This window comes from Niallia sp. FSL M8-0099 (assembly GCF_038006945.1).
GTDB classification, from domain to species: Bacteria; Bacillota; Bacilli; order Bacillales; family Cytobacillaceae; genus Niallia; species Niallia circulans.
Genome location: NZ_JBBOWF010000001.1, coordinates 1,873,428 through 1,888,386, shown reverse-complemented (window position 1 = coordinate 1,888,386; position 14,959 = coordinate 1,873,428). Strand labels below are relative to the sequence as shown.

The following is a 14,959-nucleotide window of genomic DNA, read 5'->3' as shown; positions in this document are numbered from 1 at the left end:
TTTTCATCCTTTTATTCTTTTGGGATAAAGTTGTTTGATATGACCTTTTGTAATTCCCTTGGTATATTTTACTCCATTAACTTTACCCTCGACTTGAAACATTGTGTTAGCCCCCTTTTTTCCCATGTAGTTCTATTTTGTTTTGCGATAGTTGGTGCTAAGGGGATTTTCTTTATAAGCCTTCCTAAAAGCACAATAAGTGGGCGAATTAAAAATAATAGAATAATGCAAAACTGCCAGTTATGCCAACTAGAGTAGTCATACCAATAAGAACTTATTTAAGAAGATACTTTCGCACTTGCATGATTTATTTCCCTCCAATATTCCTGAACTGCACATCCTTCCTCTCCATCTATTTAAATTGACTGATTTTCAGTAATTAATCCATGAAATAGTTTTATACTAGTAATAAGAATACATATACAAATTTACAATCCTTTTATGTATGATGAATGAGCATCTTAAGAAAAAAGAGACCGAATCCTTGAGGAAACGATCACTCTATATTTGAGAGTACTATTTAGCTAACCCAACACTAGTTTCCGTTGTAAAATTCGGCAGCCAGTCACCATGCGCTTCTATTAACTCGTCACATAAGGAGATGATATCGTCCGTCGATAACTCAGAAGCTGTATGTGGATCAAGCATTGCCGCCTGGTAAATATATTCCTTTTTCAATGTCATTGCTGCTTCAATTGTCAGCAATTGTGTGTTAATATTTGTCCTGTTTAAAGCTGCAAGCTGTTCAGGGAGATCTCCTACATAGGTTGGAGTAATCCCGCTTCGATCAGCAATACAAGGAACCTCTACACATGCTTTTTCCGGCAGATTGCTGATCAATCTTCCTGTATTAAGCACATTGCCACCAAATTTAAAGGGGATATCTGTTTCAATTGCTTCTATAATACGTGATCCATATTCCCGGGAACGAACATGTTCCAAGGCTTTATTGTTAACTAGATCCTCTCTCATTGCAACCCAATCATTAATTTGCTTTTCACAACGACGAGGATATTCATCTAATGGAATATTGAAACGGTCAATTAACTCAGGATAACGCGATTTAATAAAGTACGGATGATATTCAGCATTGTGTTCTGATGACTCTGTTACATAATAACCAAACTTATCCATCAACTCAAACCGAACCATATCACCATGCTTAGTTTTTTGCAATTCACGAGCTCTCCGCTTAATTTCTGGATATAAATCAATTCCATCCTTGCTTATTTCAAGAAGCCAGGCCATATGATTTATACCCGCAATCTTTTCTTTCACTCCTGTTCGGTCCATCCCCAATGCTTCAAATAATTCTTTTGTACAAATTTGCACACTGTGACACAGACCAATTGTTTTAATTGGTGTGAAACGATTCATAACCCCAGTTAACACAGCCATCGGGTTTGTGTAATTTAAGAATAACGCATCAGGACAAACTTCTTCCATGTCTTTTGCAAAATCGAGCATAACTGGAATAGTTCTTAAATTCCTGAATATTCCCCCGATGCCGACTGTATCTGCAATCGTTTGTCGTAAGCCATATTTTTTGGGGATTTCAAAGTCAATTACCGTACTTGGTTTATAGCCGCCTACCTGAACCGCATTGATTACATATTTAGCTCCTCTCAAAGACTCTTTTCGATCCGTATACCCTTTTACTATAATGTTTTTCCCTAGACTTTCCTTCAAATTAGTAAGCATTTGTTCCGAATCCTGCAAACGCTGTTTATCAATATCATATAACGCAAATTCATACCCATCTAAAGCATCAACGAACATACAATCTCCAAGAACATTTTTAGCAAACACGGTACTTCCTGCACCTAGAAATGTAATTTTAGTCATAGTAATCCTATCCTCCCAGCTTTCTTTGATTTATCCTTTTACTGAACCAGATGCTAACCCTTTCACAAAATGCTTTTGTAATAATAGGAACAAGACTACCATTGGCAGAACAGCCATTATCGCTGCTGCCGCTACGAGATTCATTCGATTGGCATTTTCCCCAAAGAATCCAGCTAACGCAACAGTAATTGTCTTTACTTCCTCTGCTTGCAGGAAGAAGATGGCGAATTGATAATCATTCCATATAAAAACACAGGCAATAATTAAAATAGATGCAGTAACTGGCTTTAACAACGGAAAGACAATTCGAAAAAATATGCCAGATGTACTTGCTCCATCTATTCTTGCAGCTTCTTCTAATTCTTTCGGAATAGTGGAGCGAATAAAGCCGGAATACAAGAAAATAGTTAATGGCAGAAAGGATGCAACATTATTCAAGATGGCAATTTCAAGTGTATTCATCATTCCAATGTCTACCACCAGCTTATAAAGTGGTACTAAAGCGGTTAATGGCGGAATTACCATTACAGCGATAAAAAACATAAATACAAACTGATTTAGCTTAGTTCGCCTTCTGGCTAATGGATAAGCTGCTAAAGATCCAAATATAATCAACAATAAAGCACTTACAAAAGTAATAACCGTAGTATTCCAAAGGGCATTTCCGAGACTTGCCATTTCCCAAGCCTCTGAAAAGTTCTCAAAGCTCCACTCCTTTGGGAAAACCCATTTTGAGCTAAAATCCCCCTTCGCCTTGAGCGCTGTTGTAATTAAAATATAGAAAGGGATTAGGTGAAAGGCTGCGACTAGAAGTGCTACTATAGAGAAAAGCCATTTTTGCTTTTTATTTATATAGTCCATTACGCCTCAATCTCCTTCCGCTTGAAGTATATAAGCGCTGTCAAGCTTAAAATTAAAATGATGATCGCCATAAACACTCCTTGTGTTGCTGCATAACCTGCATCTTGACGATTGAAATAGAGATCGTACATAAAAGTAGACATCGATTGTGAAGCATATCCTGGTCCGCCACCAGTTAATGAGATTATTACATCAAACAGCTTCAATCCACCGATGATGTTAATAACTATATTAATAGTTATAGAAGGCATTAACATCGGCAAAGTTATACTTTTAAATTGTTGAAAGCTAGATGCCCCATCCATTTGAGCTGCTTCGTAATAGTCTTTTGATATACTTTGTAATCCAGCAAGATAAATAATCATCGCAATTCCAACAAACTGAAATGTATTAACGAAAACTATCAACCAAATATTAATTTTCGGATCTGCTAATGCATTAATTTTATCAAAACCGAGAAAAACAAGAAGATCATTTAGCGCACCGCCTTGAAAAGCAAAGAAGAAATAAAAGATATATCCCATAATTAGCGGGCTGATTATGACCGGCAAGTAAACGACTGTCCTAGTAAAATTCTTAAAGTGAATACTTCGATTCAGCATAAGTGCGTAACCTAGGCCAATGATATTCTGAAATACAGTACTCCCGACACCATAAAGAAGAGTATTTTTTACAACAAGCCACGTATCCGGATCCTTCAGCATACGTATATACTGGCTGAAGCCAACATAGTCATAGTGTTGAGAAAATCCGTTCCAATTTGTAAAAGAAATCTTGATTCCGTTTAAAAAAGGATAAAAGATAAAAAAACAGATGGCAGCAAGTGCTGGAAGATACATCCACCAAATGGAAGATTCCCGCTTCTTTCTACGGTTCCTTTTCACTTCAATTGAAGAGTTGGTATTCGACTGCCCTTTAGTCTCTACTTTTATCAAAGTAACCATCTCCTAAATTTTAAATTGAGAGGCGAGACGGATAACTGCATTCCCTCCTACCGTATAAACTATTTCTTTTGTTCTAATAGTCTCTTATATTCTACAGCCATCTTTTTTGAAACTTCCTCAGGTGTCATTGTCCCAGATAGTAATTCTTGACCAGCTGCCCCCATTGGATCCCACATGCCACTTGGTAAATACACTCGATCAAAGTAAGGCTCCACTTTATTATCCTTATACTTCTCGTAATCATCAGAGTAATAGTTTTTTGATTCCGTATTTGTCAGCCCTGCCGGAAGCGAAGTACCTTCTGCAATCTCTTTGACAATCTCTGGCTGGGAAATGAAATCTAAGAATTGCTTCGCTTCCTCTTTCACTTTAGAATCTTTCCATACAGCTAATGTATGACGCTCGCCGCCAATCCAACTTGGCTTGTCTCCTTCCTCCATTACTGGCATTGGAATAATACCAAGCTTAACATCTGGATTTAATTCTTCCACCGAAGGTCCAAGCATCCCACCACCAACAATAAAAGCAATTTTATTTTGAGCCATTAAGTCTACCATTTGATGATTTTGAGCCGTTAAGACATCTTCATTTAGGAGACCTTTATCCTGCATTTCCTTTAGTTTTTCGGGTAAAAAAGTATAGTTTGACCAATCAAAGGTGCCGTCCAGCAGCTCTTCCTTATAGTTTTTCTCACCTGTAATTAATAAAGGTGTAGCAAATTGATCAAAAAACTGACCGAATGCAGATTTATCCGCTCCAGCAAACCATAGTGGAGTAACTTCTCCTTTTCCTTTTTCCTTGATTGTTTCAAGTGCTGACATAAATTCATCAAAAGTACTTGGAGGAGTGATTCCATACTTTTCTAAAAGAGTGGCATTGTATGTAAGTCCATCCTTTGCTTGATTAAGAGGATAAGCATATACTTTGCCGGTTTCATCTAGCAAAATTTGATTAAGCGCTGGATCAAGATCTTTCACCCAGTCCATATCTTTCAAATCTTCTACATACTCCCCATAACGATGGAGCGCCCATCCATGAGTGTCGAATAGGTCTGGCATGTCATTAGCAGCCATCTTAACCCTAAGCATGCCCTCATAACCATCCGCAGGATAATTTTCTTTAATATCTATATCTGGATTTTCCTTTTCGAATTTTTCTACAACATTTTGAAGGGTAATTTTATCAGCTTCATTAGTCACTGTTGAATACAGCGTAACGACTGTCCTATCCCCATTTTCTTCGTTTCCACCTGAAGCTTTGCTGCATCCTGCAACAATCATGGTTAAAGCAACCGCAATGACCATCGTTTTCAAAAGCTTATTCAATAAAAACGCCCCCTAAAAAATTCATCTCGATAGCTCCAGGTATATTCACCTAAGTTTCGAGTTTGTTCTCTTGCTGGTTTATAGGAGCATCGATATAATAGAATTATGCTCCCTTTCCTAATTGGAGTTAACTGTTATTTGCCCGTAAAAAAAGTGACTGCCATCACTTTTAAACCTGGCATCAAGCCTTTGGCGCCAGGAGGGCTAATCATCAAAATAAGTTCATTTTCACATCACACACCACCTCCTATAAAGGATAATTCTTTTTTCCGCCACAACTTTCCCTAATTACTAATTCAGTGGGAAGAGTAATGGTTATTGGGAGTTCTCTACCCTTTAAACGATCAAGTAAAAGCCTTACCCCCGTTCTTCCCATTTCCATTGTATGTACTCTAATTGTAGTCAATGGGGTACTCGCAAATTTAGCAGCTTCAATATCGTCAAAACTAATAATTGCTACATCAGAAGGAACGTTAAGATTAACTTCTTGCAAGGCTCTTAAAGCTCCAATCGCCATTGGATCACTGCCGATAAAAAAGGCTTCTGGCAGCTCAGATGTTTGAATAGCCTTTTGCATTAATTCATATCCCTGCGCCATAGTATACTCACCGATAAAGACTGAATCTTCTTCAAATAAGTTTTGTTCCTTCATAAAGCGTTCAAAGGTGGTAAGTCGTTTATCTTCAATAATAAGCTTCTGATTTTTTAAATGTTCTCTTTCCTTTCCCCCAATATAACCAATCCGTTTGTAACCAATATTCACTAGATGCTTTAACGCCTTTTCTGTTGCTCGTTCAAAATTAATACCAACCGAATCATAGAGATCTTCATTAGGCGAATGATTTATATAAACGATATTTTCGACCTGACTAATAGCCTTTAGCGCTGTCTCTTTTACTCTTCCGACAACAATAAGTCCATCTAACTCTTCTATCATCTGGTTGCTTTCTGTTTCATGTAAGCGAAAAGTAACTGTATTGATTCTATTAGATGCAAGTTCCATTTCAATCCCTTGACGGATAGATAGGAAATATGGATCACTAATTTCTTCATCTAATGATTGGGTTAAGATTATTCCGACGCGTTTGAAAGTAGATTTTCTTTGCTTCAATCTTCTTTCTAAGATTGTTTCATAACCAAGCTCTTTGGCAACCCGAATAATTCGTTCTCTTGTTTCCGCTTGAACAGTAAGCGTTCGATCATTATTTAATACTCGTGAAACGGTTGATGCGGATACATTTGACTTATCTGCAATTTCCTTAATAGTTGCCATTTTAAAACCCTCTTTTTGTTCTTATTAGGTCAGTAAAATTTTCTTATAAAATCACTAATAAAATTACCTGCTATATACGAATAATAACACCATATGTAAAGGCTTTCAATAAGAAATTTAACTTTTCTAAAAATTATTTTACTAATCAGCCTATAGAATTATTTATATTTTAAATACACCATTACGTTATTTATTATTTTTTTCAGTAAATATTTTAGTAAAATATCCTTTGCATAGAGATGCTCTTGCTATCCTTTCTATTTCTTTGTTTTATATTTGCAACTTCTCCTAAAAACAACAAAAAAGGAACTGTTCACACAAACGAGTTCCTTTTTTATCTTAAAGTATAGGTAAGTTTAAAGCAGTATGAATGTTTTGCAAATTAAGGTTCACTTGTTCCTTTGGATCCCATGCACGGTACCACCCTTTTTCAGTCATGTATTGGGATAGTTGTTCATGTAAGTCAAGTGCTTCATTTAGATGGCGGACAAGGATTTCTTTTATCTCTGGATGTCCCGTTTCTGTGATGGCCATGGAATAATTTCTAATTCCGCTTTTTGCAGAAATCAATAGATCTGTTGCAATCATTTGATCAGTTAAAGCATCCATGCCTGTAAAATATTCTATAATGGAATTCATCCGTTCTCTCCCCCCATTCTCGGCATTTCTTGCGCTTTCGATAAAATAGTTGAAAATTCCTGTAGCTGCCTTGTTGATATATCCACATCTTGCAGCATTAATTCTTTTAATTGTGGATCGGAAACAAGTGCGCGCATCGTTTTAGCTTTTGTTATGCAAATCGTTTTAAACGTAGCCAGTTCTTGAACTTCTAATACTTCATGTAATACATAATCCATTACATAATCCTGCCTTTCTTATGGTTTTAAGACAACTTTTATACAATTATCCATTTTCGTATCAAAAATTTCATACCCTCGTTTTGCTTCACTCAATGGTAATACATGACTTACGACATCACTCGGATCAATTTTTCCAGTAGAAACTAATTCAAACATATATGGCATGTAATGAATAACAGGAGCTTGTCCAGAACGAATATTGACATTGCGCTGCATGATATCTCCTAAAGGAAAAGCATTATATCTGCCGCCATAAACGCCAGTAATTTGGATGGTACCACATTTACGAACCGCTTGGGCAGCCATCACAAGAGCGCTCATTGTGCCGCCTTGCAGCTTCATGCCGCTCGCTAGGAATTCCATATCGCTCATTTTTCCATCCATGCCAACAGCATCAATCACCACATCGGCACCGCCTTTTGTGAGTTCTTTTAAGTAAGCTCCCACATTTTCAACCTGTTCAAAATTAACAATTTCTACCTTATTTGTACGTTTGGCATGCTGCAGACGATAATCAACATAATCGACAGCAATGACGCGTTTTGCCCCTTTCAGCCATGCGAATTTTTGTGCAAATAATCCAATTGGTCCACACCCAAATACTATGACTGTATCTCCAGCTTTTACACCCGCATTATCTACACTCCAAAATCCAGTTGTCATTGCATCGGCAATAACCGTCAATTTTTCATCAGGTTCTTCACAAGTTTCTGGAATCTTAAAGTGAGTGAAATTTGCAAAAGGAACTCTTAAATACTCTGCTTGCCCGCCTGGATAACCTCCCGCATTCCCTGAATAACCAAAATAGGCACCAACATCTCCATTATCGTTGGAATTGTCACATTGACTTTCTAAATTACTTTTGCAGTACTGGCATTCTCCACAGGCAATATTGAAAGGAATAATAACCCGGTCACCTTTTTTGACTTTCGTCACTTCTGGTCCAACCTCTTCAACTATCCCCATCGGTTCATGGCCAATCACATAATTTTCTTGTAAGTTTGGCATCATTCCATGGATTAAATGTAAATCAGATCCGCATATCGCAGTACTTGTCACTTTAATAATCATATCATCAGGTTTTAAAATCTTTGGATCTTCCACTTCTTTTACTTCCACATTTTTAATCCCTTGGTAAGTTACTGCTTTCATTCTATCTAACCTCCCTATTTAATGCTGATCAGGCGTCCGATCAAACATTCCTTTTCGATTCGTTTCACCAGTAAACAAATGCATATTTCCAATCATAATAGTATTCTTTGCCGAAAGTTGATCTAACTTATATTGTTCACTCATATCATGAGGATGGAACCATTTTTTTTCTATCATTAAATCTGTTATTTCTTGGTGCATCTGGATTGCCTGATTAAGTTGTTTTCGTAACAGTACTCTTAAGTCTGGTGAAGCTGTTTCAGTTAAAGCTGTTGCTATATTTCTCACCCCTTCTTTTGCGCGAATAAGAAAATCAACCGCAAATGTCATATCAGCAAGCTCTGGCATATTTAACGCATTAATGGGATCTAAGTAGTCATTATTCAATGGATAACACCTTCCTCTCCACCTATAATTGGCGTTGGACGCATTTGAGGGATTTCTGTTGCGAATGGCACATTCTTATATACTTCTTGTAGTTCCCTAAGCGCCTGAATAGACTGATTTACATCTTTCTGCATTAAATTCTTAAGCTCTTCATCAAAAACAAGACCTTGCATTAACTTTGATTTTGCTACACAGAGTGTTTTAAAATTTATCACTTCATGTAAATCTAATGATTCATGCGGAGCTAAGCTGTTCCTTTCCATGACCAATTACCTCCTGTCCTAATTTAATTACTTCGCTATTTTCCCCAACTTCTTTTCTTAATTTACTAGCAATTTTTAACGATTTATTTTTTGGAAAAAAACATCTTTATTTACATAAAATTTGAATTATGTACATATTTCCTTTAATGTTATCGTTTCTTTTGCTCATACTAATAAAGCAAACGACTTCTTGAAAGGATTAGGTTATTATGCTAAATAAACAACAAATGTCCCATTTTCAAAAAGTATTAAATGAACAAAAACGTGATTTGGAAATTAGATTTGAACATAATGATAACTTAGATTTGAAAGATGGACATTACCATGAGTCTCTTGGAGAGCTATCCAGTTATGATAATCATCCAGGAGATGAAGGAACGGAGCTTTATGAACGCGAAAAGGATATTGCCCTTGCAGAACATTACCATCATGAATATATGGGGGTGTTAAATGCTTTAAAGGCAATTGATGAAGGAACATACGGAAAATGTGCGGAATGCTCTCAAGATATCCCGATAGAAAGATTGGAAGTTATTCCTACAACGCTTTATTGTAAGGAGCATTCTCCTGATCAGAAAATCTCTGAGAAACGGCCAGTGGAAGAAGAAATATTAATGCCTCCTTTCGGAAAATTCGATATGGATAATAAAGATGAATCTGTCGTATATGATGCCGAGGATTCTTGGCAGGAAGTATCTAGCTGGGGAACATCGGAAACGCCGTCTGATTTTGCTCATCCTGTTTATGACCATTATAATGACGTCTACACAGAAAGTGATGAGAATATTGGCTATGTGGAAGATTACGAGAACTTTGTCGGTGTGGATATAGATGGAAGAAATATAACGGTTTACCCTAATGAACAGCATAAACGCTATGAACAAAGCTTGGATGAAGAAGGAATTATGACTACGTTTGGTGACTTGCCTGCTTACGAGCATGAGCCTTATGTGGAAAATGATGAGTAAAAAATGGGTTGTCTTAAGAAGGTGTAATGCCTTTAGACAACCTTTTTATATTTTCGTCACGCTTTCCTCCTTATAAGAATATATTAAATATACTAAGGAGGATTTTTATGAATGATGATAACTGGTTAAGTTTAATGGATGAATGGCTGAAAAACCATTTTCTTGATCCGTTGACTTCCGTATTAGATGAAACTGAGTTTCGAATTGATGTGTACGAAACGGAGAAAGAATTTATCGTGGAAGCATTATTAGCGAATTGTCACGATAACAGCATCCATCTTTCTGTAACTAAAAATTTGCTTACTATTAAGGCAATAATGCAAGATTCTAATCTCCTCAAAGAAAAACAAAGATTAATTGAATTTCCGGTTTCAATTGATCAAAATCCAGTTTATGCTGTATGCACAAATGAAATTCTGGAAATTTTTATTCAGAAGAAAAAACAGCAAGACAAGAAACTAACATCTACGATTGACATTCAGTTTTTATAAGTTGAATTCTCTTTCATATGTCTTTTTTAAAACATAATATTGGATTCCTTTCGTATGCTTTAAAGCACTTTTGGCATGCTTTTTCGCTACATCCTTTTCCTCTTTTTTTATAGCGATTTCCGCTAATAGTGCTTCTTTCATCCATTTCTTATTTACCCTTGTTATCCATTGCTGGGCATCAGGAAATTGTTGCTCTTCTATATTGATTAAGGCTAAATAATAGGACTTCATTTCCGAATGTTTTATTTTCTCAGCTTCTTCTCTAAGTCCAAGCGTTTTTCCAAAATAAAGAGAAAATAATATCGTGAATATTGGATAATGAGCTTGATATTTTTTTCGTTTCATTAGTTTCCGGTAGCTTACAATTACCCTTTTATCCTCTTTCACACTTAAAGCATGAACAAAGCTATAATAGGGATGCTTGTTATTCTTACTAAAAAGTTTTTCCAATTTCTCAATATTTCTAGTTGCATGAATACGATACCATGTTGTTATTAACATCGTTACAAATACAAGTACATAACAAATAAAGATGTTTAGAAATAGAGGAGATGTAAAATTGTCGAGTACAAAGAAAGTAATAATAGCTACAGCTACTCCGATTATAAATGTTCCAAAAGATACCAAAAATATTCCTCCTCTACATAAACCATGCGTCTGCTAGGTTTATGATTCCTTCTTCTATTTCCTTTTCTTTCAATCCTCCAAACCCTAATAACAGAGGGTAACTCGCCCTTTCCTCGGCAAAATATGGTTTTGTGGAATAAACGTTAATCCCTATTTTTTCTGCTTCTGATAGCAGGATAGCTTCATTTTTCAAAGCTATACGAATAAGCAAATGTAAACCTGCTTTTTCACCAATTATTTCCACCTTATTTCCCATATACCGCTTGATACATTGAATCAAAAAGGTATATTTTCTTTCATATACTTTTCTCATACGCTTAATATGCCGTTCAAATTCTCCTTTTTGGATAAATTTCCCTAAAGCTTGCTGTAATAGCGGAGAGCACGGTTGAGTCTCGTTATACCTTTTCTTTTTCCATTTTTCTAGTAAAACATTAGGTAATACCATATAGCTTATTCTTAATGATGGTAAGAATGATTTAGAAAAAGTCCCCATATATATTACTCGATCATGCTGGTCAATTGCTTTCATACTTGGAATTGGCGAACCTTGAAAACGAAATTCGCTGTCATAATCATCTTCTACTATATACCCGTTCTCCCTTTCTGCCCACTCTAATAGCTCAATCCGCTTTGAAATAGGCATAATTTTCCCGGTTGGAAACTGATGGGAAGGGGTAATATAGACCAAATTACAAGAACTATTTAATAAAGAAGATAAGTCATGTCCATCTGTTTCTGATACTGGAATAGAAGATATAGAAAGCCCTTTTTCCTGGAATACATTGCGCACATCATTATAACCTGGCTCCTCCATCCCTATATGTAATGGGCAATCATTTAAAAGTGATAATACAACTTGGATTAGCTGCTCCGTGCCCGCTGTAATAACAAGCTGATCTGCTGTCGTCTGAATTCCACGTGACCTGTATAAGTATCCAGCCACTTCTTCTCTTAATTCTAATTCTCCCTGCTTATCTCCATAATTCATCCACCCATTTTGCTTGTCCTCCATTATTTCTTTCAGGGTCTTTTTCCAAGCATTTGTTGGAAAATTAGTCTGATCAATATCCCCATAATGAAAATCAACGGAATACTGTCCTGTTTGCTTTAAACTATTTTTATGGTTCCATTGGTTTTGTTCATTTTTATATTCATAACTAGGTAAGGAAACAACCGTATACCCACTTTTCTCTTTACTTTCCACATACCCTTCCAGCCATAATTGCTGGTATGCATCAATAACAGTATTTTTACTTATGTACAAATAACTGGCTAAATATCGAATGGATGGCAATTTTGTGCCCGCTTCTATCTTCCCTGTTAAAATTTCCGCTTTAAAATAATTATATAATTGCATATATACTGGCTCTGTACTTTCTTTATGCAAATGAATAGCCATATTCATACCCTAATTCTCCTTTTTCTCTCTGTTTTGTACCCTTAAAATTTCTGTAAACTGTGCCTATGTAATATACTCATTTCATTTTAAAATGAAGGAACAAGAAATGGAAGGGAATGATTTTGTAGTGCGACAATTATTTTTGGTGGAGGTAGGAGCAAAATGAACATATTCCAAGCAACAAAGAAAGACATCGGAGAAGTAGCTCGCTTATTTAATGAATATCGCATGTTTTATAAACGAGAAGATGATATCGTGAGTGCAGCAAGTTATATAAAGGAACGAATCGAAAACAACGAATCTGTAATCTTCGTTGTTCAAGACGGTGATGATTACATAGGTTTTACTCAACTTTATCCTAGCTATTCCTCTTTATCGATGAAAAGAACGTGGATATTAAATGATTTATATGTTGAAAAAAGAGCAAGAAAAAAAGGAATTGGAGAAATGTTATTACAACAAGTAAAAGAATACGCAAAGAATAGCGGAGCCAAGAGTCTAAGTCTTAGTACAGCTATAGATAATTTATCTGCGCAAAGATTATATGAGAAGAATGGCTATAAAAAAGATACGAAATTTTTTCATTACGAGTTAAATTTGAATAGTTAATCGTTCTTCCGTTTACTTTAGTCTAATAATTATTTTATGCAGAAGCTGTCTAACCAGGTTTCTGCATTTCTATTAGTTGTAGTTTGGCTGATTCCTCCCCTCTTTGGCTGATATTTTTCTGCTTTGGCTGATTTCCTACCCACTTTGGCTGATATTTTTTTACTTTGGCTGATTCCCTACCCACTTTGGCTGATATTTTCCGGTTTTGTCCAGAATCCTCCCCCTTTTGTCCAATAATCTTGCACCACTAAAAAAAATCGTCCTAATTTCCAAAATCTCTTTTAATATTCACGTATTTTTTTCATAAATTAACAAACAATACCAATATAATGATGGTGGAGGTTTGTCTAATGAAAAAAGTACTTTTTACTTTTTTTCTTTTTTGTGGTTTATCTCTTCAAGCATCGCCTGTTGCCGCATCTCCAAGTGAAAAGGAAGTTGAGAGCTTAGCCGATAATTTGGGATGGACAACGGAAGACTTAGAAGAATATTTATCATTTAAAGGATTAAAAATAAGTGATTTTGATAATATACGTGTTTTAAAAAAACAACTTGGAACCCCAATCACGCCGTCTAATCTCAATAAATTACTTGTACAAAATTCGATGACACAGGAAGAATTAGATATTTTATTGGCGGGATTTCATGAAAGTATAGAAGATTTCTGGTTTTTAGAAGACTTAGAAGTAGCGATTGATTTTTATAAAAACCATGAAGATAAGATGCTGCAATTAGAAAAATTTCTCGAGAATATTGGCTTTGATGATAAGGAAAAACAACAATTTTATGGGCATCTAAATAAATTGGACCCTGCTTTTTTAGCTACAAAAGTGGAGGATTGGAAACAGCAATTATCAACTTTTCAAGCTATGGACCAAGAAAGTGAAATAAGCGCAGAAAGAAACCAGGCATTAACGGATTTTTGGAAAGATTTTTTTACAGCAACCTCTTTAAAGCCAGTCATTATTAGCATAGACGATAACGGAAAAAGAAACGCACTTTCCTTGAATGATCTAAATCATAAACAGATGGATGCGACGGTGGCGATTGAATTATACGATCATGAGCAATTTTTAATTGGGGATGCAGTTGTGACATCTGATTTGGTTGCTTCTGTAGATGTTATCGACAAAGTGGTTGAATTGACGGAAGTGACAGAAGGTTTAGCCAATTTATATGCTGCTCAGCTTCCTAATACAGCATCTTCTCTTCCTATTATCCTTTGCATCGGTTATATGCTAGTATTACTAGGGTTGTTGATAACATTTAGGAAAGCTCCCTATGAAAATTAGAAAAAAAATGGGGATTCTCTCTATCTTGATAGGATTGGGAATGATTCTCTATACTTTGTCTTGTTATTTAAAAGTGGAAACTATTACAAAACAACCGTTCCTTGCTAAAGATAGTCATGTAGTTTTCTCTCCAACTCAATTTTTAAAAGAAGGAGAAAAAATGGGAGTCATTCTCATGCCGAAATTAGAGAAAACGATTCCTATTTATGAAGGGGTAAGTGCTGAGGTTTTAACTGAGGGAGCAGGTCATTATCCAAAGAGTGCCTTACCCGGTGAAAACAACAATGTTGTATTGTCAGGACATCGCGACACCTTTTTCCGTTTCCTGAGAGATTTAAAAAAGAATGATTCCCTTATAATCCAAACAATGGAAAAAGAATATGAATATAAAATTACGAAATTCTCCATTGTCTCACCTAATGACCGAACCATTCTTACTCCTAAATCAAGAGCTGTCCTTACACTAACTACCTGTTATCCCTTCTCCTTTATAGGACATGCACCAAAAAGATATGTAGTAACTGCTGCGTTAATACATTCAGAAGAATTCGGAAAAAATAATCGATCAGAATAATTCTCAAACTGGTTAGAGCGATTTTTACATATGAATGTGCCACAAGCTTATTATATCCCAAACAAATCACACGAAGGTTAAAGTGA

At 35.8% G+C, this 14,959-nt stretch carries 18 protein-coding genes; 5 read left to right on the top strand and 13 right to left on the bottom strand.

Annotated elements, in window-relative coordinates; all coding sequences use genetic code 11:
* Positions 1-516 precede the first annotated feature (516 nt).
* The 10 genes from NSQ92_RS09020 to NSQ92_RS08975 form a co-directional block, all read right to left on the bottom strand.
* Positions 517-1,845, bottom strand: coding sequence for an alpha-glucosidase/alpha-galactosidase (locus NSQ92_RS09020; RefSeq protein ID WP_341152588.1), 1,329 nt, complete (start codon positions 1,843-1,845; stop codon positions 517-519).
* Positions 1,846-1,875: 30 nt separating this feature from the next.
* Positions 1,876-2,706 (bottom strand): carbohydrate ABC transporter permease, encoded by an 831-nt coding sequence (locus NSQ92_RS09015; protein ID WP_341152587.1) that lies wholly within the window; start codon positions 2,704-2,706, stop codon positions 1,876-1,878.
* A complete protein-coding gene (locus NSQ92_RS09010) occupies positions 2,706-3,545 on the bottom strand; it encodes a carbohydrate ABC transporter permease (protein WP_341152916.1) in 840 nt (279 codons plus the stop codon). Before NSQ92_RS09010 ends, NSQ92_RS09015 begins: the two co-directional genes overlap by 1 nt.
* A gap of 164 nt (positions 3,546-3,709) precedes the next feature.
* A complete protein-coding gene (locus tag NSQ92_RS09005) occupies positions 3,710-4,975 on the bottom strand; it encodes an ABC transporter substrate-binding protein (protein ID WP_061798927.1) in 1,266 nt (421 codons plus the stop codon).
* Positions 4,976-5,222: 247 nt separating this feature from the next.
* Positions 5,223-6,248: a LacI family DNA-binding transcriptional regulator gene (locus NSQ92_RS09000; RefSeq protein ID WP_061798929.1), complete on the bottom strand. Its 1,026-nt coding sequence runs from the start codon at positions 6,246-6,248 to the stop codon at positions 5,223-5,225.
* Between the two features lie 339 nt (positions 6,249-6,587).
* On the bottom strand, positions 6,588-6,887 hold the full coding sequence (locus tag NSQ92_RS08995; RefSeq protein WP_341152586.1) for a spore coat protein: 300 nt from the start codon (positions 6,885-6,887) through the stop codon (positions 6,588-6,590).
* Positions 6,884-7,105: a hypothetical protein gene (locus tag NSQ92_RS08990; RefSeq protein WP_047943505.1), complete on the bottom strand. Its 222-nt coding sequence runs from the start codon at positions 7,103-7,105 to the stop codon at positions 6,884-6,886. Before NSQ92_RS08990 ends, NSQ92_RS08995 begins: the two co-directional genes overlap by 4 nt.
* Positions 7,106-7,123: 18 nt before the next feature.
* On the bottom strand, positions 7,124-8,260 hold the full coding sequence (locus NSQ92_RS08985) for a zinc-dependent alcohol dehydrogenase (protein WP_047943504.1): 1,137 nt from the start codon (positions 8,258-8,260) through the stop codon (positions 7,124-7,126).
* Positions 8,261-8,278: 18 nt separating this feature from the next.
* The gene (locus NSQ92_RS08980) at positions 8,279-8,647 is read right to left on the bottom strand and encodes a spore coat protein (protein ID WP_047943503.1); all 369 of its coding nucleotides are present in this window, start codon (positions 8,645-8,647) and stop codon (positions 8,279-8,281) included.
* The gene (locus NSQ92_RS08975; protein ID WP_047943502.1) at positions 8,644-8,910 is read right to left on the bottom strand and encodes a hypothetical protein; all 267 of its coding nucleotides are present in this window, start codon (positions 8,908-8,910) and stop codon (positions 8,644-8,646) included. Before NSQ92_RS08975 ends, NSQ92_RS08980 begins: the two co-directional genes overlap by 4 nt.
* Positions 8,911-9,119: 209 nt before the next feature.
* Here NSQ92_RS08975 and NSQ92_RS08970 point away from each other — a divergent pair, with 209 nt between their 5' ends.
* Together NSQ92_RS08970 and NSQ92_RS08965 are read left to right on the top strand one after the other, a co-directional pair.
* Entirely contained in the window at positions 9,120-9,878 is a 759-nt protein-coding gene (locus NSQ92_RS08970) for a TraR/DksA C4-type zinc finger protein (protein WP_047943501.1), read from the top strand.
* A gap of 107 nt (positions 9,879-9,985) precedes the next feature.
* The gene (locus tag NSQ92_RS08965; protein WP_047943500.1) at positions 9,986-10,369 is read left to right on the top strand and encodes an Hsp20 family protein; all 384 of its coding nucleotides are present in this window, start codon (positions 9,986-9,988) and stop codon (positions 10,367-10,369) included.
* Here the strand turns inward: NSQ92_RS08965 and NSQ92_RS08960 are convergent.
* Both NSQ92_RS08960 and pdxR read right to left on the bottom strand, forming a co-directional pair.
* Positions 10,364-10,996 carry a hypothetical protein gene (locus NSQ92_RS08960; protein ID WP_061798933.1) on the bottom strand — a complete coding sequence of 211 codons (633 nt, stop codon included), beginning with the start codon at positions 10,994-10,996 and terminating at the stop codon, positions 10,364-10,366. The two genes, NSQ92_RS08965 and NSQ92_RS08960, sit on opposite strands and share 6 nt — an antisense overlap.
* Positions 10,997-11,009: 13 nt before the next feature.
* The gene (pdxR, locus tag NSQ92_RS08955) at positions 11,010-12,404 is read right to left on the bottom strand and encodes a MocR-like pyridoxine biosynthesis transcription factor PdxR (RefSeq protein ID WP_061798936.1); all 1,395 of its coding nucleotides are present in this window, start codon (positions 12,402-12,404) and stop codon (positions 11,010-11,012) included.
* Between the two features lie 156 nt (positions 12,405-12,560).
* Here pdxR and NSQ92_RS08950 point away from each other — a divergent pair, with 156 nt between their 5' ends.
* Positions 12,561-13,007: a GNAT family N-acetyltransferase gene (locus NSQ92_RS08950; RefSeq protein WP_251687208.1), complete on the top strand. Its 447-nt coding sequence runs from the start codon at positions 12,561-12,563 to the stop codon at positions 13,005-13,007.
* A gap of 49 nt (positions 13,008-13,056) precedes the next feature.
* Here NSQ92_RS08950 and NSQ92_RS08945 read toward each other — a convergent pair whose 3' ends face one another.
* Positions 13,057-13,191, bottom strand: coding sequence for a hypothetical protein (locus NSQ92_RS08945; protein WP_336045315.1), 135 nt, complete (start codon positions 13,189-13,191; stop codon positions 13,057-13,059).
* A 166-nt stretch (positions 13,192-13,357) separates the two neighbouring features.
* Between NSQ92_RS08945 and NSQ92_RS08940 the strand changes: the two genes are divergently transcribed.
* Together NSQ92_RS08940 and NSQ92_RS08935 are read left to right on the top strand one after the other, a co-directional pair.
* Positions 13,358-14,299 (top strand): processed acidic surface protein, encoded by a 942-nt coding sequence (locus NSQ92_RS08940; RefSeq protein ID WP_341152585.1) that lies wholly within the window; start codon positions 13,358-13,360, stop codon positions 14,297-14,299.
* Positions 14,289-14,873, top strand: a complete 585-nt coding sequence (locus tag NSQ92_RS08935; RefSeq protein ID WP_047943496.1) for a class D sortase — start codon at positions 14,289-14,291, stop codon at positions 14,871-14,873. Before NSQ92_RS08940 ends, NSQ92_RS08935 begins: the two co-directional genes overlap by 11 nt.
* Positions 14,874-14,959: the final 86 nt, after the last annotated feature.

What these genes read in the sequence shown, in the direction of transcription:
- NSQ92_RS09020 (WP_341152588.1), bottom strand. Translation starts at nt 1,845, where the DNA reads ATGACTAAAATTACATTTCTAGGTGCAGGAAGTACCGTGTTTGCTAAA.
- NSQ92_RS09015 (WP_341152587.1), bottom strand. Translation starts at nt 2,706, where the DNA reads ATGGACTATATAAATAAAAAGCAAAAATGGCTTTTCTCTATAGTAGCA.
- NSQ92_RS09010 (WP_341152916.1), bottom strand. Translation starts at nt 3,545, where the DNA reads ATGTATCTTCCAGCACTTGCTGCCATCTGTTTTTTTATCTTTTATCCT.
- NSQ92_RS09000 (WP_061798929.1), bottom strand. Translation starts at nt 6,248, where the DNA reads ATGGCAACTATTAAGGAAATTGCAGATAAGTCAAATGTATCCGCATCA.
- NSQ92_RS08995 (WP_341152586.1), bottom strand. Translation starts at nt 6,887, where the DNA reads ATGAATTCCATTATAGAATATTTTACAGGCATGGATGCTTTAACTGAT.
- NSQ92_RS08990 (WP_047943505.1), bottom strand. Translation starts at nt 7,105, where the DNA reads ATGGATTATGTATTACATGAAGTATTAGAAGTTCAAGAACTGGCTACG.
- NSQ92_RS08985 (WP_047943504.1), bottom strand. Translation starts at nt 8,260, where the DNA reads ATGAAAGCAGTAACTTACCAAGGGATTAAAAATGTGGAAGTAAAAGAA.
- NSQ92_RS08975 (WP_047943502.1), bottom strand. Translation starts at nt 8,910, where the DNA reads ATGGAAAGGAACAGCTTAGCTCCGCATGAATCATTAGATTTACATGAA.
- NSQ92_RS08970 (WP_047943501.1), top strand. Translation starts at nt 9,120, where the DNA reads ATGCTAAATAAACAACAAATGTCCCATTTTCAAAAAGTATTAAATGAA.
- NSQ92_RS08965 (WP_047943500.1), top strand. Translation starts at nt 9,986, where the DNA reads ATGAATGATGATAACTGGTTAAGTTTAATGGATGAATGGCTGAAAAAC.
- pdxR (WP_061798936.1), bottom strand. Translation starts at nt 12,404, where the DNA reads ATGAATATGGCTATTCATTTGCATAAAGAAAGTACAGAGCCAGTATAT.
- NSQ92_RS08950 (WP_251687208.1), top strand. Translation starts at nt 12,561, where the DNA reads ATGAACATATTCCAAGCAACAAAGAAAGACATCGGAGAAGTAGCTCGC.
- NSQ92_RS08940 (WP_341152585.1), top strand. Translation starts at nt 13,358, where the DNA reads ATGAAAAAAGTACTTTTTACTTTTTTTCTTTTTTGTGGTTTATCTCTT.
- NSQ92_RS08935 (WP_047943496.1), top strand. Translation starts at nt 14,289, where the DNA reads ATGAAAATTAGAAAAAAAATGGGGATTCTCTCTATCTTGATAGGATTG.